The sequence below is a fragment of the Thiothrix subterranea genome (assembly GCF_016772315.1).
GTDB classification, from domain to species: domain Bacteria; phylum Pseudomonadota; class Gammaproteobacteria; order Thiotrichales; family Thiotrichaceae; genus Thiothrix; species Thiothrix subterranea.
On record NZ_CP053482.1, the window covers coordinates 1133377 to 1156438 of the forward strand.

A 23062-nucleotide genomic window follows, 5' to 3' on the forward strand; every position below is an offset into this window, starting at 1 on the left:
CCGATGATCTATTCATCAAACGCAGGGAATCCATAACTTCCTGTTAATACATTGCGTTCCATGCTTGCTTTTGACGCCAACCTAGTGATGGGTTTGCGACCAAAACTCTTCCACCACTTCGCAACTGGCATCCAATGCCTGCAAAAATCTATTTAATTTATCGTATTCATCAGGGGAAACCCCTTGGTTCAACTCGGAGCGAACTTCGGATGCTGCTTGATTAAACTTATCCAGAAGCTCATTTTTATACATACCAGAACTATCATTTTTGAGATTCTGTTCGACTGTTAGCATCGTTTCTCCCCTTGTCTATACCGTAATAAAAAGGAATTTCCATTCCATTGTTAGTCAATACCACATGATCAGACTTAATGGACTTTACGAAATATTTTTCGCCAAGTGCCGAACCTTCCATGTATTTCTTACCATCTTTCGCAACCAGAAACGGTATTTTGCCGACGCTGACACTGCGTATCGCCAATGTAATGCGGTCGCGTATATCCGTGACATTGAGCACAATTGCCGGGCCATCGCCCTGTATTCCAATGAACTCCTGCCGCAAACCTGTTAATTTTTGAATTTCCGACTGCGTTAACTCGCCATTAACTATAACGCTCTTGCCGTCGGTTGTAGCGGTGATGCGGCTAGACAGTCCTTTTTTCTCGATGAACTGCACAAAAGACGCTAGATAACCGTCCAGCGATTGAAAATCAGCCTCACCAATGGAGCGGATACCCCCAATATCATTGAGGATAGTGGTTTTGACGCGCTCCCAATCGGCCTTTTTAGTGACAAAACCTTGAGCAACCAAAATCCCCTCGGTCGCGCCCGGCTTGAAGCTAATGCCCGGCTGCCCCATGGCACGGGCAATCATATTGGCACTATTCGCCATCTCATCTTGCGCCCAGACGTACACATTGGCTTTGATGCCCGCGTCCTGAATCTTGCCCATAATGGCATTGCGTTCTTCAACCGTATCGGTGTAGCCACGCAAACTGACCGAACCATCGGCCTCATTCACCAAGTTGAAATCCTGTTCCCCCAGTGTTTTCAGCAAGCCTGCGGCCTGTTGTTCGCCGGAATCACGTAAGCCCAGCGTTTCCAGAAAACGGTTGAACTGCGGTGCCCAATAAATGAGATTAGCCAACAACAATAAGCCCACCCCTAAAAGTAACCAAGTCTTACCGCTCATGCCTTTGTTAGCGGATGATTTAGCGGCTGACGATTTTTTCGCCGGGGGCGGAACATTATTACTCTTAGTACCCGCAACAGTGGCACGCTTAGCATTAGTCTCAGGTGATTTTTGTGCTTGAGTGCGCGGGGCGGACACTCGACTGTCGGCTACCAAAAACTCGACATTGCCTAATTTCACCGTCTGATACGGTGCCAACTCAATGCTTTCGGCAGCAATCTCTTGCGCCTCAACGAATACCGGGCGAGCCAAGGGTTGTAGCGTAATCGAACCCGGTGTGATCAATAATTGAATGTGCTGATCTGCAATATTGTCGTCATGCAAAATAATGTCGCTGGTCATCGAACGTCCAATGACCACACTCCCGGTTCTCAAGCGAACCGACGCACCACTGTTAATGCCATTGAGAACTTTGAGAATAAACGAAGTGTGTTGACTTGCCATTTATTCGGCCTGTTGCTTGTTTTTAACGACATCCACCACATCAAAGCCCGGAAATTTTTCATCCGTCTTGACATCAAACTCAGCGCCCATACCACCCACCGGATCTTCTGAACTGTAATTCATCACACCGGCTTTATCTTTCCAGCGGTACACTTGCCGCCGCGCCAGATCCTGTGTGTCCATTACCTTCGCCATATCCAGTACCGCGCTGACAAAACGTTCAGGGCCAGTCAGATACACAATGTTATCGACTTCAGAAATCTGCCATTGAAAGCGCTCTTCCAACACCTCCAACCGTTTTAAAGCATTGGTGAATTCTTGCGGCGACATTTTTTTCATACTCACACTCGCTGATTGCACTTCTTCTTCCTTGTAAACAAACAGCGCTTCTTTGTCGTAGTACCAAATCAAACCGTAATTTTTGACCAGTTCATTGAAAATCTCCTGAGGTTTACGATTTTGGAGATGCAAACTCACCACTTCCTTGACCTTAGGGCTAACCACAATCGGCAAATCTTGTAATGATGCCAAGGTTTTCAACAATTCTGGCAATGGCTCCTGATCAGAAAAGTGCGAATAGTTATCCGACTTCCACGGCACGGGAGCCGCAACCGCCGCACTACCTGCTAATAGCAGGGATAAAATAGCCCATCGAAACGTGAACAATGTGTCATGCATAGCCAAGTCATCCCCCGGCAAATAGAAACAAACATGAATCTATGCCTTCGCTCACAAATATTCACGCTGAAGAAGACAAACCGTACTAGAAACCCTACTCAGTGGAACAACGCCACCAGCAATAAACCGTTCAGTCTGAGATTGAGACCGTATGGCTAAAGAAAGTTGAACTTCGCAAAACGTAGCGGCAGACTACCGTGGACATTGCACGTTTTCAGTCATAAACCACGCCTTGCTGTGTTTGCGAACAGCAATCAGGATAACAATCATAATGAGAAACCGGCAGATTCTGTTCACCCCTATTAAGTTTCCCACTCAGGCAGCGCTTGCCATGCGCCTGAACAATATTCTGTTGAACAAATCCACAGGGATGCACGTCCCGGTGGATAACAAGCGTGTCGCGCATTGTCGGATACAACCTGGAGAATCAGACACGCAACACCTTTGCCCCATCAGTATGACGCTGGAATTAGGTGGCACGATGGCGGGTTTATGGTTGTCAGCTTGGCCATTGGTAGAGCGCATTAAGCAATTTTTACCGGACGGCTTGCTGCATGAACTGCCGGAAAATCTCGCCATTAGCATTATTGAAAGTGCACTTGCTCCCCTGTTGCATCAAGCGGAAACCGGCTTAGGGTTGCAGTTAACCTTACAATCCATGTCAGCAGACCCACTCAGCACCCAATACACCATGCCATTAGGCTTTACTATTCAGATACTTGAGCAAGAAAACTCACCGGTATTGCAAGAAGTATTTGGGGTATTGATGCTCGACCCGCACCTTTATTTGCACCTACAAGAACGCCTGCGCCACTGGCCTTCTGACACCAACTTGGATTGGGAAGAACATGACACCCCGCTATGGCTTGAAATCAGCCACATTGTGTTTTCCATGCAAGAGATCAACGAACTGCAACCGTCTGACCTGATTTTGCTGGAAGACACCCGCTTTGAAGACGAAGGTTTACTGCGCTTATGCCTCGATTCCGGTTATTGCTGCGAAGCGACGCTCAGTGAAACAACCCCCGCAACCCTGACCATTATTACCGAGTGGATGCCCATGTCCGATAATGAACAAAAACAAAACATAGAACACATTAGCCAGATACCGGTACAGCTTTCCTTCGATGTGGGGGAAAAAACGCTGTCATTCAACGAAGTGCGGCAATTACGCCCCGGCTATATTCTCGAATTGGGGAAATCCTTGCCAGAAATCATTCAGATACGTTCACAGCATCGGCTGATTGGCACGGGAGAATTGGTCGAAATCAACGGGCGCATTGCGGTACGCATCATCAACCTGTTTAACAAAAAAGCGAAGAGCGCTTAAGCATGGAAAGCTTCCCGAATCCGATCATATTGCTGGCGGCGCTCACGATCTTAGGTTTAGCGCCGTTTATTGCGATTATGGTTAGCTCTTTCGTCAAGCTGGTGATTGTGATGCATATCCTCCGCAGTGCTTTAGGCTTGCAACAAGAGCCACCGAATATTGCGATTAGCGGTATTGCCATCATTCTGTCTATCTACATCATGGCACCGGTGTTAATGGAAACCTATGAGCAATTTAATAGCTTTGGTGTTGCTATTGAAGATATACGCAATCCTTTGTTAATTAATGCATTGGAAGGCAGTACTGAGCCTTTACGAAAATTTCTTATTAACCACTCCAGTGATAGTGAACGCGAATTTTTCACGCAAACCACCCAAAAACTTTGGCCTGAAAAATATTCAGCGGAAATCACCACCGAACATCTCTTGGTATTGATTCCATCCTTTATGGTAAGCGAATTAACGACCGCATTCCAAGTCGGTTTCTTGATATTTCTCCCGTTTATAGTGATTGACTTGGTTATCTCTAACTTATTGATGTCAATGGGTATGATGATGTTATCACCCATGACCATTTCCTTGCCCTTCAAACTGTTGCTCTTTGTGCTCGTGGATGGTTGGTCACGCCTGATCCACGGCCTAATATTGAGTTATTGACACCATGAATGAAACCGACATCATCCACAAAACTTCATTGGCGATGGAACTCATTCTGTACCTGTCACTGCCTGCCATTATTGCCGCAACCGTGGTGGGTTTGCTCATCGGTTTGTTGCAAGCTTTAACGTCTATTCAGGAACAAACACTGCCGCACGGTTTTAAGCTCGTCGTCACCATGGTGGCACTGGCAGCGACTGTGCGTTGGTTAGGCCCAGAATTACTCACTTTCACCCAAAACGTCTTTGATCAAATTGCAGTGATACGGCATAACTGATGGAAATCGAAGCACTGCAATCATGGCTATTGGCTTGGGCATTTACCGCCCCAAGGGTTTTGGTTGCGTTCGCGCTCCTACCGATTCTGACTGAACCCGTTGTACCCCGCACCTTACGCAACGGGGTCATTATGACCATGAGTCTGTTTATTTTGCCGCTGACACACGAACAGTTTCTCAACATTGAAATTAACACGCTCACCATGCTTGGTATTTTGGTAAAAGAAGGACTCTTAGGGCTGTTATTAGGTTATACCCTGAGTGTGCCGTTTTGGGCGGTTAAAGCGGCTGGCTTTTTGATCGACATGCAGCGCGGTGTGATGAGCGCTCTCTATTTCTCACCTGTTACCGCAAATATGGTGTCGCCGCTGGGTGGATTATTTAGTTTATTGCTGACCACATTATTACTGGTATCAGGCGGCTTTTTAATCTTGTTACAAACACTCTATTTCAGTTACCAAACTTGGCCAATAGATCAGTTTTTCCCACAATTTACACTGGAAGTTGCCTCATTTTTCCTGCAACAATTGGACTTGCTGTTATACACCAGCGTGCTAATTGCGGGGCCTTTTCTTGGGATGATGTTTCTGGTCGATTTCGGGCTGGGAATGGTCGGACGTTTTTTACCGCAACTAAACGTTTTCTTAGCCGCTATGCCGGTCAAAAGTGGCCTAACGTTCTTCATGCTAACGCTGTATATCGGCTTTTTAGCGGAATATCTCAAAGACGGCTTTTTCCGCATGGGCAATAATCTCACGATATTGGATGCGCTATTGCGATGAGTGGTGATAGTAGCCAAGAAAAAACCGAACAACCCAGTTCACGCAAACTGGAAAAAGCGCGTAAACAAGGGCAAGTAGCACGTAGTAATGACGTGAGTTCGGCGCTGATTATGCTATTCACCGTGCTCTATTTTATGTTGGCGTGGGATTGGATCGTCGATCAGTTCAAAGAAATGTTCAGCATTGTACCCCGCCTATACACCATGCCATTCCCGCAAGCAGTGGAAGTCGGTTTTAAAACCATGCTGGAAAGCGCTCTATACGGCATCGCGTTACCCTTTGCCATGATCACAGTAGTGGCGGGTATTCTGGGGAATATTGTGCAATTTGGTTTCGTCTTTTCCTTTGAACCCATTATTCCCAAGCCGGAAAAAGTTAGCTTATCCAGTGGTTTCAAACGCATTTTTTCCGCCAAGCAATTCGTCACGACCTTACTCTCGCTGTTGAAAACCATCATTATTGGGGCAATTTTGCTGATTGTGTTACGCGCGGGGTTGAGCGAGTTATTGCACGCCATTAAACAATGCAACGTTGAATGCCAACAAACCGTCATCGAAGACTTAACCAGTCAACTCATGTTGTACATTTTGCCCATACTTATTTTTATCGCCGTACTCGATTTTTTATTTCAAAGCCAGCAATTCATTAAAGATCAGCGCATGACCAAAGAAGAAGTCAAAAAAGAAATGAAAGACATCTTTGGGGATCCGCATGTGCGTTCGGCACGCCAAGGCATTCGGCGCGAACTCTCCGAACAGGACATCAAGAAGCGTATTAGTACCGCTCGGCTGGTGATTCTCGACATGGGGGTTGCGGTTGCGTTGCAATACGAAGCGGGTAAGACCCCATTACCCATTATCGTGGCCATTGGTAAAAATAATATGTCACGTAAAATGGCAGAAATTGCCACCCTTGAAAATGTACCCGTCGTCAGTGACCCTGGGTTGGTGCAAGATTTGCTTAGCGAGGGCAAATTAGACCAATACATACCCGAAAAAACCATTGATAGAGTCGCTAATTTATTGCGCCAAACCCAAGGGAAGGTCAAAAAATAAATGGATGTATTATGGAACAAGAAAAACAGCCAATGACCTTGGCGCAGCGCTTACAAAAAAGCTGGGCAGATTTAAGACAAACCAATGTGCGGGCGCAAGCCCACTACACGGTTTTTCGTACCACCCAGCACATCAAAAACAAAAATGGCTTGGTAAAACAATACCAGCAACGTTTTGCCGCTGGGTGGGAAAAATGGCTGGGTGTCGGCGCAGGCATCACTGGCGTTTTCATGCTACTCAACCCTGACGGGCTGTGGCGCTGGCAGTTTGTGCTCGTTCTTGGTGGTGTGTTGATCGCGCCACTGTTAGCTGACTTGTGGCATTCCCTGAAAAAAGTGTTCACCGAATACCCCGGCAAACAGCTTATCGGGCAAGTGATTACGTTAGAACAAGGAATTGTGGAGGGCGCAGGCAGTATCCGTTTAGATAATCTCGAATGGCAACTGGCGGGAGACGATTGCCCTGCGGGAACGCAAGCCAAGATTATTGCCATTAACGACCGGACTTTATACATAACGCCCCTCAGCCAAACCGCATAAGCCATTACAAGGATCAGGAGCACCGTTTTCATGCAGTCGAGCGCCTCACAAGAGTTTCTCACCAACCTAACCCGGCGCAGTGACATAGCGCTGGCGTTATTGCTGGTCGCGATCATTGCCATGATGATTTTGCCCATGCCCACCTTGGTCATGGACATGCTGATTGCCCTGAACATGAGCATTGCGATCTTATTGATGATGTTGGGTATTTACATTCCACACCCGCTGGCAATTTCCTCGTTTCCGTCGATTTTATTATTGACCACGCTGTTTCGTTTATCGTTAAGTATTGCTACTACCCGTTTGATTTTGCTGGAAGCGGATGCCGGTCACATTATTCAAACCTTCGGCGAATTCGTGGTGGGTGGTAATTTAATTGTCGGTTTGGTCGTGTTCCTAATCATTACGATTGTGCAATTCATCGTCATTACCAAAGGCTCAGAACGTATCGCCGAAGTTAGCGCCCGCTTTTCCTTGGACGCAATGCCCGGTAAGCAGATGAGTATCGACAGCGATATGCGGGCAGGTCTGATTACTTTGGCGGATGCACGTCATCGCCGTTCTAACCTTGAAAAAGAAAGCCAATTGTACGGCGCTCTCGATGGCGCGATGAAATTCGTCAAAGGGGATGCGATTGCGGGGCTGATTATTATCTTAGTCAACATCCTCGGTGGCATAGCCATTGGCACGATGCAGCGCGGAATGCCAATGGGCGAAGCCGTCGAACTCTACTCCATTCTCACCATTGGTGACGGGCTGGTATCGCAAATTCCCGCCCTATTCATTTCCATCACCTCCGGCATTATTGTCACCCGTGTGCGGGGAGAAGATGATGCCAACTTAGGCAGCGACATTGGTGGGCAAATGCTGGCGCAACCCAGTGCCTTGCTTGCCGCCGCCGGTATTGTGGGCGCAATGGGGTTAGTCCCCGGCTTTCCGACCATGGTGTTCTTTTTCCTCGCTATTTTGCTAGGCTTCACCGGTATGGCCTTGCGCAAAGTGCAAAATCAGATGGAATTCGCCGATGCCGAAATCACCACCGTCATCGGTCAACAAGATAGCAGTAAAATGGCGCTTGGCAGCAGCGAACCTCAAGCCGCGTTGGAAGACATGCAGCCACTCTCACCCGCTTTAGTCGAACTGCCTGCGCAAGCCAAAAACTTGTTCTCACTCGACACTTTGAATCAAGATTTCATGCGCATCCGCCGCGAGTTCTACCAAGACATGGGTGTGCCATTGCCCGGCATCAGCCTGCGAATTTCCTCGCAATTGAATAATGACAACTACCAGATTTCAATTCGCGGCGTTCCTGTGGCACAAGGCAACCTCAAACCCGCGAGTGCAACCGCATTACCCGCTACGCCCCCCTCCAGCGACAAAACAGCGGCTGACTTGGTAGCCAGTGGCACGCGCCCGACACCCGACAATATTCAGGCCATTAGCTTCCACCTCGCGTATGTATTACGCAAACATGCGTCGGAATTCATCGGCATTCAAGAAATGCACACCCTCTATAACAAGCTGGAACAATCCAGTTACACCGAACTGGTGCGCGAAGTGCAACGTGCGGTCAACACCCCGAAAACCGTGGATGTATTCCGGCGCTTGCTGAATGAAGGCATATCCATCCGCGATCTTCGCCAAATTCTCGGCACGCTGGTCGAATTTGGCGAAATGGAAAAAGACACCAGCATGTTGGCAGAACGGGTGCGCATCAGCCTCAAACGCCAGTTGTCTTACACCTTTACCAATGGCACGGGCGTATTGCCGGTCTACATGTTCGCCCCCGAAACCGAGAAATTGCTGCAAAACAGCCTGCGCCAAACCCCCAATGGCGTATTTTTCGCACTTAATCCCGAAGCCACCGAACAATTCACCAGCGCTTTGCGGGAACTCGAAACCGAACATGCCAAAGACAAAGTGCGCCCGGTTATTCTCACTAATTTGGAATTGCGCCGCCATATTCGCCGCCATCTCGAAACCAGCTTCCCCGACTTGCCGGTCATCTCAGTGCAGGAACTCACTACCAGCATTTCCCTCAATCCGATTGGCGAGATCAGGCTGACATGAGACCGCGTACCCCACTGAGCCACGTCACCGAACGCTTGCGCAATAACCTCGAAAAATGCACGCCACTGGTATTACACGGGCGCATTGTGCAAGTCACCGGCACGGTGGTTCGTGCCATTGTGCCGCGTGTCAAACTCGGCGAATTATGCTTGCTAAAAAACAGCGGCGATCCACGCGAAATTCCTGCGGAAGTCATCGGTTTTGAGCAAAATATTGCACTACTCGCCCCGATCGGCGATATGCAAGGCGTATCCGCGCACACCCAAGTGATTACCACCGGCAAAATGCTTGAGGTCGGCGTTGGCGAACACCTGCGCGGCTGCGTGCTCGATGGCATTGGGCGCGTGCAAGAAAATCCTGGCAGACCGTTACCGACTTTCACCGAATACTACCCCATCTACGCCAATCCACCCGATCCACTCTCCCGCGATAGGGTGAGTAGCCCGCTATCGCTGGGGATTCGCTCAATGGATGCGTTGATTACCTGCGGCATCGGGCAGCGCATCGGTGTATTTGCCGGTGCTGGGGTCGGTAAAAGTTCCTTACTTAGCATGTTGGTGCAACACGCGGCGGTGGACGTTTACGTGGTCGCCCTCATCGGCGAACGTGGGCGCGAAGTGCGCGAATTCATGGAAGAAGCCTTGGGCGAGGCGGGGATGCAAAAAACCGTTCTCATCGTTGCCACCTCTGATCGCCCAGCGATTGAACGTCTCAAAGCCGCTTATGTTGCCACCGCAGTTGCCGAATACTTCCGCGACAAAGGCAATAATGTTTTATTGCTAATGGACTCGCTGACCCGTTTTGCACGAGCGCAACGCGAAATCGGCTTAGCCGCTGGGGAAGCTCCCGCCCGACGCGGCTTTCCACCGTCGGTATTTTCGGAATTGCCCAAACTGGTCGAACGCGCAGGGAATTCAGACAAAGGCTCAATCACCGCGTTTTACACCGTGCTGGTGGAAGGCGATGACATGAGCGACCCGATTGCGGATGAAGTACGTTCCTTGCTGGATGGACACATTATGCTGTCACGCGACCTAGCGGCGGGCAATCATTATCCAGCGGTCGACATCCTCGCGAGTCTGAGCCGGATTATGCCGCAATTGGTTAGCCCCCAACACCGTGCCGCTGCCGCACACTTGCGCACTTTGATGGCGAAACACAAAGAAATCGAATTTTTGCTGCGCGTCGGTGAATACAAACACGGTTCCGACCCGCTTGCAGACGAAGCCATCCGTAAAATGGATGAAATTTTGCGCTTTCTTAAACAGCCTTCCCACGAATATTCCAGTTTTGATGACACCATCAACTGGCTAATCCAACTGGCAGGATAATCGCCATGAGCTTAGAACAATTAAAAACCATTCGCGCCCGCCGCATGGAACAACGTTTCATCGAATTGCAAGAACAACGCCGCATCTTGCAAACACACGAACAACAACTGCATGAAAAGGAACAACAACTGGTCAGCTTTGGGCAATGGCGACTGGAGCATCAGGAAGCGTTATTTGCCAACCTGAAAAATCAGCCGTTCGCCCCGCAAATGCTGTTTGAATACCAAAAAAATCTGGAAGATTTACGCTTGGAAGAAGAACGCTTACGCGCTGAACTCGCCGCTGCGCAACAAGGCTTGCAAACGGCTGCGACGCAAGTCCAAACCGCACAGCAGCATTCCAGCGAGGCCAACCTGAAACTGGAAAAGCTCAAGGAAATGATTAAAATGCAGGACGATAAAAAGTCCCACGAAGAGCTTGCTCAATAATCTGGATTTGTTGTTCCAGACTCGCATTCACGATGCCCAAATCCGACTCCAGAATGCAACCATCCACGGCTACTTGGTCATCGCCGACCACTTCCAAGCTGCTAAAGCGGTGCGGAATGGCATCCAACTGCTCCGAAATCGTTGCCTGCATCTGCGGGTGAACCCGAACCAACAATTTATGGCTGCCGCGCACCAATTCCAAACCACCCAACACCGCTTGCCGAACCCGTTCATCTTGGTCAAAGCTGTGAATCACTTTGCGCACTGCACCTGTAACCAATTCCACCAACTCGCCCTCCAGTGCCATCAGCGTGTCATTGACCCGTCCGGTAAATAGCACCATTTTTTCGGCGGCTTCCTGATCGGCACGTTCACGCCCTTGTTCTAAACCGCGTTTAATCGAACGCCCCAGCGCCACCGACATGACTTCTTCGCGCTGGCGGTGACGCGTTTCCAGATCGGACGCTAAACGTTCATACGCGACCAATTCCTCATAATCCGCCGCTTTCAGGACTTTTTGACCGGCGCGTAATTGTGCCTCTACCGGCTTAATTGAAAAGAATTTTGCCATCGCGACTGACCCCCATTTTAATTTCTATTGCTACTTTTTGTACTAATACCGCGCATTCAGCGGCTTGTGCATCCAAGGCTTGCCCAGATTTTGCGTAACGCTTCCACAACACATAATATTCGCGCTCCAACTTATAGACCAAACGCTTCCAGAAAGACGGTGGATAACCGGCAAATGCTGCCCGCAAACACAGCATTCCCGCCAACACAAAACGCTTTTTCAAACCGATGGGCGCAGGAAACGCAATGTCTGCACTGATATTGTGTGTCAGCAACGGCGCACGTTGTTGCACAAAACGGTATAAGTCATCGCCCAGCACCTGCTGGGTTTTCAGCAAATCTTCGCGAGTCACGATGCGGCGCAATAACTGAAAATGGAACATCGCACCTAAGTACAGCACCAATTGCCCTAACTCTTGCCCACGCCATAAGGCCAAGCGCGTCAAGGGTTTGCTGAAATCAAAAAATACGCTGTCATGCAAGCCCAAACGCTGCATCATGTGCTTCAATAAGCGGCTTTCCCCGCGTTCTTGCCCTAACAACGACTGCATCACTTTGCCATCGGGCATGGTTGCCAACCAACTGGGATGAATGTACGAATCCGGGCGGAAATTAAAGCGCCACACCGCCTGCGAAAATTCGTCAGTAATATCGAAGTGATTAGAAATGCTCATAATGCCAACGTTATAGTATTCAATATCTCGGCATTATTGCCTGCTCACACCACAGTAAGCAGGTATTTCCTGACAAAACTACTCGCCAGACTGAATCAGCGGTAGCCTAAGCCCGTGACTTGTTTGTGCAGCTTGGCGTTTTCATCGCTCAAATGGCGCACCAGAAAATCGAGGCTGCGCACCACAAATTCCAGCAAATTGGTGGCAATGTACGGCTCTTCGATACGGATACGGTTGTACATCTGGCGGTTAATTTCCAGCAAACGCACCCCGCTGCGCCGTGCTTTCAAACGCACGGTGCGTGGCTGGCGGTCAAAGAAAGACATTTCGCCCACCAAACTGCCGGGGTCTAATTGCCCGACTTCAAATTCGCGCTCACCATCGACTTGCAGTAATTTGACTGCCCCACCGATGACCAAGTAAAAGCGGTCACTGATTTCGCCGATGTCAGCAACAATTTCTTGCGAACCCAGTTCACGAATGCGGGTATAACGCAAAAATCGCACGACTTCATCGTCGGTTAGCGCGGCACAAAATTCCGGGCAGGTGTCTTTAATTTGCTGTAATAATTGAGAATTTACATGGTTCATGGTGCGTGATCCGGCAATAAATGAAATTGCCTGTATTATACGCGCAGAAATAAGCGTTGTCGGCAGGCACAGCGTATAATCGTTTTACTTTAACCCAAACAGGAATACCTTTTATGAGCATCAGTAACGAAGCCGTCGCCGCCATGATTCAAGCCCATTTGCCCGAAGCGCAAGTCACCATCAACGGTGATGGCTACAAATACGAAGCGGACGTGATCAGTGACGCCTTTGCAGGGTTAAACACCCTCAAGCGCCATCAACTGGTATACGCCGCCGTCAATGACGCGATTACGGCGGGTCAACTTCATGCGCTGACGATTCGCGCCAAAACCCCTGCGGAAGTTGCGTAATGGATGACAAAACCCGTACCCAACACCCGGTGCTGCAACCCATCAGTGACAAGGAATTAGCCCGCGAAAGCTGGAAAATCTTCCAAATCATGGGCGAATTTGTGGACGGTTTTGAACGCCTTGCCCACTTACGCCCATCCGTCAGCATCTTTGGTTCTGCCCGCACCCCGCCGGATGATCCGCTGTATCACCTGACCGAAACCATTGCCCACAAACTTTCCGATGCGGGCTTTGCTGTCGTCAGTGGCGGCGGCCCCGGTTTGATGGAAGCCGCCAATAAAGGCGCTAAGCGTGGCAAATCGCCCAGCATTGGTTTGAATATCCAGCTTCCACACGAACAACATTCCAACCAATATCAGGATATTTCGCTGTATTTCCGGCATTTTTTCTCGCGCAAAGTCATGTTCGTGAAACACGCTTCCGCCTACGTGGTCATGCCCGGTGGCTTTGGTACACTGGATGAATTGGCAGAAATCCTGACTTTGGTGCAAACCGCTAAAACCCGCAAAATCCCCATCGTGCTGGTGCACACCCCATTCTGGGAAGGCTTGGTCGGATGGTTCAAGCACACCCTGATAAAACAGGGTACAATCTCGGCAGGCGATTTGGATCTGTTTGTCCTGTTGGACGATGCCGATGCAATCGTCGAGCATATTTTTGGTTACTACGAACGCGCGGTATCGGGGCCATCCGCTGAAGAACGCGCTAAATTTATGGAGTTATAACAACAATGAACACACAACAATGGCTAACACTGGCATTCATCGCGCTGTTCAGCACCACGATTCATGCCGATGAAACTACCACCGATACGGATATTGCCAGCAAAATGAAGGTGGAAACGATCCGTGTCACCGACGATTTCGGCACGATTGAAGAAGAGCGCGTCGCCGCCATGCGCAGCGAAATCCGCTACGTACCGGCTGATGGCGAAGGCGGTTATAACTTAGTCGATTCAGTCAGTTCCCAAGGCAAAAGTCAAAATGCTCACCAAAGCCGTGACATGATGATTCCAAGCTGGAACGTCCTCTCTTGGTAAATGCATGTCAGTTTATACCCCCGTCAGCGCCACCGAACTCGAAACCTTTCTGCATGAATACCCCGTCGGAGCGCTGACGGATTATGCCGGTATCAGTGCAGGTGTCGAAAACAGCAATTTTTTCGTCACCACCACGCAAGGGGCATTTGTTCTCACCCTGTTTGAGCACCATACCCCGGCAGAACTGGGCTATTTTCTCGATCTCATGCAACATTGGGCGGATGCCGGTGTTCCCGTGGCTCGCCCCATTCCCAACCGTGCGGGGCAATTATTGGGTACGCTCAAGCACAAACCCGCTACGTTAGTGCTGCGTTTAGCGGGGCAACACATCGAGCACCCTACCCCCAAACAATGCGCCGCACTCGGCACAGCACTCGCGCACCTGCATCTTGCGGGGCAAACCTTCCCGCAGCAACGCGCCCCCGATCGTGGGCATGATTGGCGAATGCACACGGCGTCCCGCTTGCTGCCACACTTAAACCCAGCCGATGCCGCCTTGCTGCAAACCGAAATGGCATTCCAGCAAAGCATTCCGTTTGCGCAACTTCCCAGCGGTACGATTCACGCGGATTTGTTTCGGGATAATGTGCTGTTCCACGACGATCATCTGAGCGGCGTTTTGGATGTGTATTTTGCCTGCTACGATAACTGGTTGTATGACTTAGCAATCGTGGTCAATGACTGGTGCTGCCACGCGGATGGTTCACTGGATAATTTGCGGGTACAAGCTTGCCTGAATGCTTATCAAACGGTGCGCCCCTGGCAAGCCATCGAGCGACGTTATTGGTACGCAACATTACGGGCGGCGGCCTTACGTTTCTGGCTCTCACGTCTGGACGCGCAATTGAACCCACGCGCAGGCGACAATGTTTTGCAAAAAGACCCGGCAGAATTCCGTCGCAAATTGTTACAGCGCATTAACGCAAGCAACGTAACGGTCGATGCGCGGCGGCTTTTGTGCCCGCTGCCCGTGATTCGGGTGCAAACCGCCGTCGACAATTTGCCTGCTGGCGTTCACTTGACCGCGATTTGCACCGACCCCGGCGCATTGCACGACATTCCCGCATGGGCGCGGATTCACGGGCATACGGTATTGGAAACGCACAGCGAAGGGCGCGAACACGTCATCGTTTTACAAACAGGTTGGACACAATGAGCGGACATCAGCATACCGTCACCGATACCCGCACCGACGATAATAGCCGTAAAGCCGTCACCCAGCGCGTCGCTTTTGTCGGCATGAGTGTGAATATTTTTCTGGTGATTGTGCAAATCATCGGCGGCATTCTTACCCATTCGCAAGCGCTGATTGCGGATGCCATGCACACCCTGTCGGATTTGGTCGGCGATGTGGTGGTATTATTTGCCGCACATCATGCCAGCAAAGCCGCCGATGCCAACCACCCTTATGGGCATGGGCGTATTGAAACACTTGCCACCGTTATTCTCGGTTTACTATTGGGCGGGGTCGCGGCGGCGATTTTCCTGCAAGCATGGGACAGACTTTCCGGCGACGAACCGCTCATCACCCCCGAACCCTGGGCAATGGCGATCGCAGCATTAGCGATTATTGGCAAGGAAGGGCTTTACCACTACACCGTTCACGTTGCCAAACGCATCAGTTCGCCCATGCTCAAAGCCAGTGCATGGCATCACCGTTCGGATGCGATTTCCTCAGTATTGGTGTTGCTGGCAATTGGCGGGGCGCAATTGGGTTTCCCTTGGCTGGACTCGGTAGCGGCTATCTTGGTCGCCGCCATGATTTTTTACATGGCCATTCAGCTCATTTTGGAAAGCACCAGTGAATTGGTGGATACCGGGTTAGACGCGCAGGAAGTCCAAGAGATGCGTGATTTTATTTGTGCCATCGACGGCGTGGAAAGCGTGCATTTATTGCGCACGCGCCGCATGGGGGGACGGGTATTGGCCGATGCGCATTTGCAAGTCGATGGGCGCATCAGCGTTTCCGAAGGCCACCACATCAGTGATACCGTGATGTACCGTTTGCGGCGGCAATTTCCGGCGATTAGCGATGTTATTATTCATATTGATCCCGAAGACGATGAAACGGTACACCCCAGTAAAAACCTGCCCTCGCGGGTTGAATTATTAGCTGCACTGCACACACAGCCAGAAACGGCGGCATTATGGGACAGCATCGACGACCTCACTTTGCATTACCAAGGCGGCAAACTTCAACTCGACGTTATTTTGCTAACAACGCCGCCCGCAACAGCACTTTCAGGATTCAAAAACGCTTGTCGCAGCATTCCCGCCATTGAGTGCGTCAACTTTTTCACTAAAAAAGTGCATTAAGCGCAAATTAAGCACTTTTTTGGTGATTACAAAGAAACCCCTCCTAACCTCCCCTTATCAGGGGAGAGACCAGAAAGACTGCGCTTCTTCGCTCCTCCCCTTATAAGAAGAGGCTGGGAGGGATTTCTTAAAAATGGCATAAAACTTGCATTAAACCTCATCATTTCTGATTTATTGTATTGAACGAGGTTAATAGATGAGCAGCAATTTCGCGCGTACCCAAGCAATCCAAACCATCAGCCAGCGTTCCCCGATGGATCTCGGTAAGACCGATCCATTGAGCAAGATCTGGGCTTGTGACGTTTTCAATCTGGCACGCATGGAAGAATGCCTCTCCAAGAATGCGTTCAAAGCGATGAAGAAAACCTTCCAAACGGGCGCAACGTTAGACCCTGCCACAGCAGACGTGGTGGCGGCAGCGATGAAAGAATGGGCAATGTCCAAAGGCGCGAAATTCTTCTCGCACATCTTCTACCCGATGACCAATGCCACCGCTGAAAAGCATGATGGCTTCATTATCACCAGTCCAGAAGGCAATGCCATCACCGATTTCAGCGGCAGCCTGCTGATCAAAGGTGAACCGGACGGCTCATCGTTCCCGAACGGCAGCATTCGCGCCACCAACTCAGCGCGTGGTTACACGGCATGGGATCCGACCAGCCCTGCTTACATTATGCACACCGCCAATGGCGCAACGCTGATGATTCCGTGCGTCTTCCTGTCGTGGACGGGCGAAGCACTCGACAAGAAAATCCCCTTACTGCGCTCCAATGCAGCGATGAACAATGCCGCACAGCGCGTATTGAAATTGATGGGCGAAACAGAGGTTGCCACCCTCAACTCAAGCTGTGGCGCGGAACAAGAATACTTCCTGATCGATGAAGCTTTCGCCACTGCTCGCCCTGACATTTTACTGTCAGGCCGCACCTTATTTGGTGCAGCACCAGCGAAAGGTCAGCAATTCGACGACCATTATTTCGGCGCAATCCCAGAGCGCGTGCAAGTCTACATGCAAGACATCGAAGACAAGCTCTACCGCCTCGGCATTCCAGCCAAAACGCATCACAACGAAGTTGCACCGGGTCAGTTTGAAATTGCCCCTTACTTTGAAGCGGCAAACGTGGCAGCCGATCACCAGCAATTGCTGATGACCATTATGAAAACCACCGCGAAAGCCCACGGCTTCCTGTGCATGTTGCATGAAAAACCGTTTGCTGGCGTCAACGGTTCAGGCAAACACGTCAACTGGTCCGTCGGTAACAGCACTCAAGGTAACTTGCTTGACCCCGGCAGCACACCGGAAGAAAACCTGCACTTCTTGGCATTCTGTGGTGCAGTCATCCGTGGCGTGCATCAATTTGGCCCATTGCTGCGGGCGGTTATTGCTTCTGCCTCTAACGACCACCGTTTGGGTGCAAACGAAGCGCCTCCGGCCATTCTGTCCGTCTACTTGGGCGACCAACTCGAACAAGTCTTCAACGACATCAAAGCTGGTAAAATCCTCAAAACGGAAAAAGGCGGACAAATGGATTTGGGGCTGTCCCAAATTCTGAAATTTGAGCGTGACCCCGGCGACCGTAACCGCACGTCACCGTTCGCATTCACCGGCAACCGTTTTGAATTCCGCGCGGTTGGCTCGTCACAATCCGTGTCTGGCCCATTGGTTGCGATGAACACCATGCTGGCAGATTCCCTGAACTGGATGGCAGACAAACTGGAAGCCGAACTCAACGGCGGCAAAGACGTTGCCACGGCTACGCTGTCAGTACTGAAAGTTGTAATGGAACAACACGGTAACGTCGTTTTCGGCGGTAACGGCTACTCCCCGGATTGGCACAAAGCCGCCGTTGCAGAACGCGGTCTGAAAAACCTGCCAACCTCTGCGGATGCCCTGCCAGAATTGTTAAGCCAGGAAGTCTCCGGTTTGTTTGAACGCACCGGCGTTTTGACCCCGACCGAACTGCACAGCCGCTTTGAAGTGTACGCTGAACAATACGTCAACAGTATCGACGTCGAAGCCAAGCTGATGGTCAATATGGCAACCACCATGATCTATCCGGCAGCCGTCAGTTACCTGTCTGAACTCGCGGCTACCGCTGGCAACCTGCAAGAGTTGGGCATCACGCTGGATAACAGCGTTGCCACCAACGTTGCCACTGAAGCCAACGCACTGATGGTTGCTGTCGGTAAACTGAGCGCAGCGCGTGCTAAACACGACTTTGACAGCATTCAAGAGCACATGACATTCTTGGCTGACACTGTGCGTGGTTTAATGACGGAAGTCCGCGCTCATGCTGACACACTGGAAACCCTGATTTCTGATGAGATGTGGCCGTTACCAAAGTACAGCGAAATGCTGTTCATTAAGTAAGGCGTAATACCTGCTGGAGAGGCGTGATTTATCACGCCTTTCTTTTGCCCGTTATTTACAGCCCCCCTTAGTCTGAGTAACATCCCTGTTTATCAGAAAAACCATCCGTTACCCATTCATTAGGAGACACATCATGTCTGCACAAGACGTTCTCAACATGATCAAAGACAACGACGCCAAATACGTCGATTTCCGCTTCACTGACACCAGCGGCAAAGAGCATCATGTTACCGTTCCCGCTTACACGGTCGAAGAAGACACCTTCACCGAAGGTAAAATGTTCGATGGCTCTTCTATTGCTGGCTGGAAAGGCATTAACGAGTCCGACATGATCCTCATGCCTGACCCGGCAACGGCTTTCGTCGACCCGTTCTTCCAAGACGTCACCGTCAATATTACCTGCGGCATCGTTGACCCAACCACCATGGAAGGCTACGAGCGTGACCCACGTTCCATTGCAATGCGTGCCGAAGCTTACCTAAAATCCACCGGCATTGCGGATACCGCATTCTTTGGCCCAGAACCTGAATTTTTCATCTTTGATGACGTGCGCTGGGGTTCTGACATGAGCGGCACTTTCGTCAAAATTGACTCACAAGAGGCGGGTTGGAACTCTGACAAAGTGTATCCTGACGGCAATATGGGGCACCGTCCGGGCGTTAAAGGCGGCTATTTCCCAGTGCCACCAGTGGATTCCCTGCATGACATCCGTTCCACCATGTGTAACATTCTGGAAGAAGTCGGCGTACCTGTCGAAGTGCATCACCATGAAGTGGCTACCGCCGGTCAATGCGAAATCGGCACACGTTTTTCAACGTTGACCACCCGCGCTGACTGGACACAACGTCAAAAATACGTCATTCACAATGTCGCTCACCAATACGGCAAAACCGCCACCTTCATGCCTAAACCCATCGTTGGCGACAACGGCTCTGGGATGCACGTCCACATGTCATTGGCAAAAGACGGCGTGAACACCTTTGCAGGCGATGGCTATGCCGGTTTGTCTGAAACCGCGCTGTACTACATCGGCGGTGTCATCAAGCACGCCAAAGCGCTGAATGCGATCACCAACCCTGGCACGAACTCTTACAAGCGTTTGGTTCCGGGTTTTGAAGCGCCGGTTATGTTGGCTTATTCAGCACGCAACCGTTCCGCGTCTATCCGCATCCCATTCGTCGCCAGCCCGAAAGGTCGTCGTATCGAAGTGCGCTTCCCTGACCCTTCTGCCAACCCTTACCTCGCGTTTGCGGCACTGATGATGGCGGGCTTGGACGGTATCAAGAATAAAATCCACCCCGGCGAAGCGATGGATAAAGACTTGTACGACCTGCCACCGGAAGAAGACAAGCTCATTCCACGGGTTTGCCATTCATTGGACATGGCATTGGATGCGCTGGACAAAGACCGCGAATTCCTGACCGCAGGCGGCGTATTCAGCAACGACATGATCGACGCTTTCATCGAGTTGAAAATGCAGGAAGTGACCCGCTTCCGCATGACCACTCACCCGGTTGAGTTTGATATGTACTACTCGCTCTAAGCGGTTTTACGCACTCAAGCAACAGTAAACGCCCCCGTTGTGGGGCGTTTCTGTGTTTAACACGTCAATTCTTCAAGCATTGCTCATACGGCACTTGCGTCAACTTACCCACAATTTCCACCGCTGCTAATTCCACCAGCGAACGCACCGCTTGCGCTTGGCCTTCATTGCGATTCAGGTTTATATCGAAATAGACGCCGAATTTATTGATACTCGCGTCCGCATCCAATGAATCACCGCGCTGGAAAATCGCCACGGAGTTTTTCGAGGACACACCGGGTACAACACTCATGTCTTCAGTGCTCACCACATTCAAATCTAAAGCCACCACACTTAAAGAAGAACCGCGTGCTGCGCCTAAACCACCATCACGCCGCGCAAACAAACCAATACTCGCGTCAACGCTGGTAACGCCTTTATCAAATTGACTGATTGACCCTTGAATATCATACTGGGGTAAAGATTCATAAACTTTATTATTATTGGCTGCTTTTAAAAAAGAAATGAGATTACCCGAATCCTTGCCATACAAAATAAGTTTAATACCGTGGCTCTTATATGTCATTTCAGAAATAGCTGAAACTAACATATCCCTAACGCCGGTTTTAAGTGCTTCAGTTTTATCATCAATGTCTTCGACCATTACTGGAATATCGCGAACGTTCCTTGCCAACATAAGGCGATCCATACAACTCAATGAATCTGAAAAATTGGTAACGTTCTTATAAGGTGCACCGTTTGGCCCCTGCTTTATTTCAGCAAATTCACTCTCCAATTTATCTTCTAGTTTTGAATCCACACTGGCACAACCACACATCATTGCAACGCACGCCATTATTAATGGTTTTTTTATATTTTTCATAGACAGGCTTTTACACTCCAAATTTATTATTTTTTATATTAATTAATTCACTATTTACCCCACCCTAAAAGAAAGGATGTCAATAACAAAAGGCATGTTCCAGTTAACGGCAATTATTGGCTTGCATAATATCACCTTGTACAAAAATGATAATATCGTTTGGCGCTCCCGCTGTGTCATCCAACACGACATTGCCAACGTTAATATCACAACCTGCCGTATCCAATGCGCCCACCTCAAACGGGTCAACATCAGTACCTGTATCCCGAACATCCATATCGTAAGCCCGCAACTGAGCGCGAGTCTTCGCAAACGTAGCCGACATATCCATCATGGAAGGCGGCGCACTGCCATCGGGCAAAGCGGAAACCGAGGTAGCACTCAAAGCCAAAACAGCGAACAATGCACAATGTATTGATAAGTATTTCATAAATCACCTCCCTAACAAATAGCCCCCACTCCTTAATAAGAGCAGGGACATTTTTATTTATTTAGACTGGGTAGTGTCTTCATAAATAGTCGCAATCGTAGCCGACTGAGAGCCTTTTTGCCCTTGTTGTTTTTGATAAATTTTTGAGTTGTGGACGTAAATCTTTGCCCGACCATCAAAACTATCATTAACATGCGAAATGATCGCACGCTGTGATAAATCAGTGCCATCTTGCGCTTGATAAATTTCAACGTCATGAACCAACATTTCAATATCAACATCAGTAGCAAATGCGGAGGCACTAGAAAACACCAACGCGGCAGAAAGTGCTGCAATCCCTTTCATAACTTTAATACTCCATACTATTTCACTAATCTACACTCGCCCCTCGCTGGGGACTAAATAAGCATAAGCCATATTTCGCAATATTCAAGCAACATTTGTTCTTTTTAAACAAAAATTTTTAAATGAAGATTGATTATTTTTTATATAGCAAATTAAAAACCAGCAATTAACATTACTAATCGGATATTTTATTTTAAATAGCATCCCAAAAAATAAAACATGCTTTATTTTTTGTAATCAATTTTTTTTGGTCAAAAGACCAAAAATCGCTCCAATTCATAAGAAATATTTGTTTATAATTAACCCTATAACAAACCAAAAATGATTATTTTTACTTTCCGTGAAATTAATTATTCAAATACCAAAGAAAGGGTCGTGTAGCCGAGCAAATAACAGCTATCTGTTTGTTAACCGAGGGAAAGCTCATGGATTCAATACATTTCTGCGGAATCAAGTTTCGCGGCTTGGAGCAAGCGCAATTATTCAAGGAAGACATCCAAACGCACTTTGTTGTTACCGTCAACGCCGAGTTCATCGTTAAAGCCAACCGCAATAAACCGTTCCGTGACATCATCAGCGCCAATTACGCCACCTTCGATGGGCAGATTCCCTATTTTTTTGCACGCTTACTGAATCGGGGGAAACACTTTAGCAAGATCAGTGGCTCAGACCTCATTTATGATGCGTGTGAACACGCGCAACAACACGGTAAACGCCTGTTTTTGTTAGGCGGCAATGCCAAGGCGAATGCTTTGGCGGTGCAAAATATCCACGATACTTACGGCTTGGACGTGGCGGGCTATGCGCCACCCTACGCGCCCTATCCGTTCACGGCTGACCACAATGAAGCCATTAAAACGCAAATTAGCCAATTCAAACCTGATTTTTTATTTGTGGCATTTGGGGCGGTGAAACAAGAATACTGGATTAACGACAACTTCGACTTCCTGCAACAGCAACAGGTGCATCTCGTGGTCGGTTGTGGTGGCACTTTCGATTTTGTTTCCGGGCAAGTGAAACGTGCGCCACGCTTGTTGCAACGCGCAGGTTTGGAATGCCTCTGGCGGTTAGTCACCGAACCGCGCCTGTTCCGGCTCAAACGCCTGCTGGAGAGCACACTATTTTTCAGCGTACTGTACAGCCACCACTTATCTCAGCGTAAACATTTGGTGTAAATTGCCGCGTTTTGC

26 protein-coding genes are annotated in these 23062 nt (G+C 49.4%); 17 read left to right on the top strand and 9 right to left on the bottom strand.

The window, feature by feature from the left end; all coding sequences use genetic code 11:
• Window positions 1-81 precede the first annotated feature (81 nt).
• The 3 genes from HMY34_RS05430 to HMY34_RS05440 are packed head-to-tail and all read right to left on the bottom strand — an operon-like array spanning window position 82 to window position 2314.
• On the bottom strand, window positions 82-294 hold the full coding sequence (locus tag HMY34_RS05430; protein WP_202718273.1) for an EscE/YscE/SsaE family type III secretion system needle protein co-chaperone: 213 nt from the start codon (window positions 292-294) through the stop codon (window positions 82-84).
• Window positions 263-1636, bottom strand: a complete 1374-nt coding sequence (sctD, locus tag HMY34_RS05435) for a type III secretion system inner membrane ring subunit SctD (RefSeq protein WP_202718274.1) — start codon at window positions 1634-1636, stop codon at window positions 263-265. The genes HMY34_RS05430 and sctD overlap by 32 nt, the downstream gene beginning before the upstream one ends.
• Window positions 1637-2314 carry a hypothetical protein gene (locus HMY34_RS05440; protein WP_228287987.1) on the bottom strand — a complete coding sequence of 226 codons (678 nt, stop codon included), beginning with the start codon at window positions 2312-2314 and terminating at the stop codon, window positions 1637-1639.
• A gap of 271 nt (window positions 2315-2585) precedes the next feature.
• Between HMY34_RS05440 and HMY34_RS05445 the strand changes: the two genes are divergently transcribed.
• The 9 genes from HMY34_RS05445 to sctO are packed head-to-tail and all read left to right on the top strand — an operon-like array spanning window position 2586 to window position 10782.
• Window positions 2586-3644, top strand: coding sequence for a FliM/FliN family flagellar motor switch protein (locus tag HMY34_RS05445; protein ID WP_202718275.1), 1059 nt, complete (start codon window positions 2586-2588; stop codon window positions 3642-3644).
• 2 nt (window positions 3645-3646) lie between these two features.
• Window positions 3647-4300 (top strand): type III secretion system export apparatus subunit SctR, encoded by a 654-nt coding sequence (gene sctR, locus HMY34_RS05450; protein ID WP_202718276.1) that lies wholly within the window; start codon window positions 3647-3649, stop codon window positions 4298-4300.
• Between the two features lie 4 nt (window positions 4301-4304).
• The gene (gene sctS / locus HMY34_RS05455; protein WP_202718277.1) at window positions 4305-4577 is read left to right on the top strand and encodes a type III secretion system export apparatus subunit SctS; all 273 of its coding nucleotides are present in this window, start codon (window positions 4305-4307) and stop codon (window positions 4575-4577) included.
• Entirely contained in the window at window positions 4577-5359 is a 783-nt protein-coding gene (gene sctT / locus HMY34_RS05460) for a type III secretion system export apparatus subunit SctT (protein ID WP_202718278.1), read from the top strand. Before sctS ends, sctT begins: the two co-directional genes overlap by 1 nt.
• Window positions 5356-6414: an EscU/YscU/HrcU family type III secretion system export apparatus switch protein gene (locus HMY34_RS05465; protein ID WP_202718279.1), complete on the top strand. Its 1059-nt coding sequence runs from the start codon at window positions 5356-5358 to the stop codon at window positions 6412-6414. Before sctT ends, HMY34_RS05465 begins: the two co-directional genes overlap by 4 nt.
• An 11-nt stretch (window positions 6415-6425) precedes the next feature.
• A complete protein-coding gene (locus HMY34_RS05470; RefSeq protein ID WP_202718280.1) occupies window positions 6426-6953 on the top strand; it encodes an NfeD family protein in 528 nt (175 codons plus the stop codon).
• 30 nt (window positions 6954-6983) lie between these two features.
• Window positions 6984-9023, top strand: a complete 2040-nt coding sequence (gene sctV / locus HMY34_RS05475) for a type III secretion system export apparatus subunit SctV (RefSeq protein ID WP_202718281.1) — start codon at window positions 6984-6986, stop codon at window positions 9021-9023.
• Complete coding sequence (gene sctN / locus HMY34_RS05480) at window positions 9020-10354, top strand: type III secretion system ATPase SctN (protein WP_202718282.1); 1335 nt, start codon at window positions 9020-9022, stop codon at window positions 10352-10354. The genes sctV and sctN overlap by 4 nt, the downstream gene beginning before the upstream one ends.
• A gap of 5 nt (window positions 10355-10359) precedes the next feature.
• Window positions 10360-10782 carry a type III secretion system stalk subunit SctO gene (sctO, locus tag HMY34_RS05485; protein WP_202718283.1) on the top strand — a complete coding sequence of 141 codons (423 nt, stop codon included), beginning with the start codon at window positions 10360-10362 and terminating at the stop codon, window positions 10780-10782.
• Here sctO and sctL read toward each other — a convergent pair.
• The 3 genes from sctL to HMY34_RS05500 form a co-directional block, all read right to left on the bottom strand.
• A complete protein-coding gene (gene sctL, locus HMY34_RS05490) occupies window positions 10736-11353 on the bottom strand; it encodes a type III secretion system stator protein SctL (RefSeq protein ID WP_202718284.1) in 618 nt (205 codons plus the stop codon). The genes sctO and sctL overlap by 47 nt on opposite strands.
• Window positions 11331-12026 (bottom strand): SctK family type III secretion system sorting platform protein, encoded by a 696-nt coding sequence (locus HMY34_RS05495; protein WP_202718285.1) that lies wholly within the window; start codon window positions 12024-12026, stop codon window positions 11331-11333. The genes sctL and HMY34_RS05495 overlap by 23 nt, the downstream gene beginning before the upstream one ends.
• Before the next feature lie 95 nt (window positions 12027-12121).
• The gene (locus HMY34_RS05500; RefSeq protein ID WP_202718286.1) at window positions 12122-12616 is read right to left on the bottom strand and encodes a Crp/Fnr family transcriptional regulator; all 495 of its coding nucleotides are present in this window, start codon (window positions 12614-12616) and stop codon (window positions 12122-12124) included.
• A gap of 113 nt (window positions 12617-12729) precedes the next feature.
• On the opposite strand from HMY34_RS05500, the gene HMY34_RS05505 reads away from it, so the two are divergent.
• The 7 genes from HMY34_RS05505 (at window position 12730) to glnA (ending at window position 20235) form a co-directional block, all read left to right on the top strand.
• A complete protein-coding gene (locus tag HMY34_RS05505) occupies window positions 12730-12966 on the top strand; it encodes a BolA family protein (RefSeq protein ID WP_202718287.1) in 237 nt (78 codons plus the stop codon).
• Window positions 12966-13691: an LOG family protein gene (locus HMY34_RS05510; RefSeq protein WP_202718288.1), complete on the top strand. Its 726-nt coding sequence runs from the start codon at window positions 12966-12968 to the stop codon at window positions 13689-13691. The genes HMY34_RS05505 and HMY34_RS05510 overlap by 1 nt, the downstream gene beginning before the upstream one ends.
• Window positions 13692-13696: 5 nt before the next feature.
• The gene (locus tag HMY34_RS05515) at window positions 13697-14005 is read left to right on the top strand and encodes a hypothetical protein (RefSeq protein ID WP_202718289.1); all 309 of its coding nucleotides are present in this window, start codon (window positions 13697-13699) and stop codon (window positions 14003-14005) included.
• 4 nt (window positions 14006-14009) lie between these two features.
• Window positions 14010-15161, top strand: a complete 1152-nt coding sequence (locus tag HMY34_RS05520) for a homoserine kinase (RefSeq protein ID WP_202718290.1) — start codon at window positions 14010-14012, stop codon at window positions 15159-15161.
• Window positions 15158-16321, top strand: a complete 1164-nt coding sequence (locus HMY34_RS05525) for a cation diffusion facilitator family transporter (RefSeq protein WP_202718291.1) — start codon at window positions 15158-15160, stop codon at window positions 16319-16321. The genes HMY34_RS05520 and HMY34_RS05525 overlap by 4 nt, the downstream gene beginning before the upstream one ends.
• A 196-nt stretch (window positions 16322-16517) precedes the next feature.
• Window positions 16518-18692, top strand: coding sequence for a glutamine synthetase III family protein (locus tag HMY34_RS05530; RefSeq protein WP_202718292.1), 2175 nt, complete (start codon window positions 16518-16520; stop codon window positions 18690-18692).
• 133 nt (window positions 18693-18825) lie between these two features.
• Window positions 18826-20235, top strand: a complete 1410-nt coding sequence (gene glnA / locus HMY34_RS05535; RefSeq protein WP_202718293.1) for a glutamate--ammonia ligase — start codon at window positions 18826-18828, stop codon at window positions 20233-20235.
• Window positions 20236-20299: 64 nt separating this feature from the next.
• Here glnA and HMY34_RS05540 read toward each other — a convergent pair whose 3' ends face one another.
• The 3 genes from HMY34_RS05540 to HMY34_RS05550 form a co-directional block, all read right to left on the bottom strand.
• The gene (locus HMY34_RS05540) at window positions 20300-21097 is read right to left on the bottom strand and encodes a hypothetical protein (protein ID WP_202718294.1); all 798 of its coding nucleotides are present in this window, start codon (window positions 21095-21097) and stop codon (window positions 20300-20302) included.
• Between the two features lie 103 nt (window positions 21098-21200).
• The gene (locus HMY34_RS05545; protein ID WP_202718295.1) at window positions 21201-21527 is read right to left on the bottom strand and encodes a hypothetical protein; all 327 of its coding nucleotides are present in this window, start codon (window positions 21525-21527) and stop codon (window positions 21201-21203) included.
• A 57-nt stretch (window positions 21528-21584) separates the two neighbouring features.
• Entirely contained in the window at window positions 21585-21872 is a 288-nt protein-coding gene (locus HMY34_RS05550; RefSeq protein WP_202718296.1) for a hypothetical protein, read from the bottom strand.
• Window positions 21873-22297: 425 nt separating this feature from the next.
• On the opposite strand from HMY34_RS05550, the gene HMY34_RS05555 reads away from it, so the two are divergent.
• Window positions 22298-23047: a WecB/TagA/CpsF family glycosyltransferase gene (locus HMY34_RS05555; RefSeq protein WP_202718297.1), complete on the top strand. Its 750-nt coding sequence runs from the start codon at window positions 22298-22300 to the stop codon at window positions 23045-23047.
• Window positions 23048-23062 lie beyond the last annotated feature (15 nt).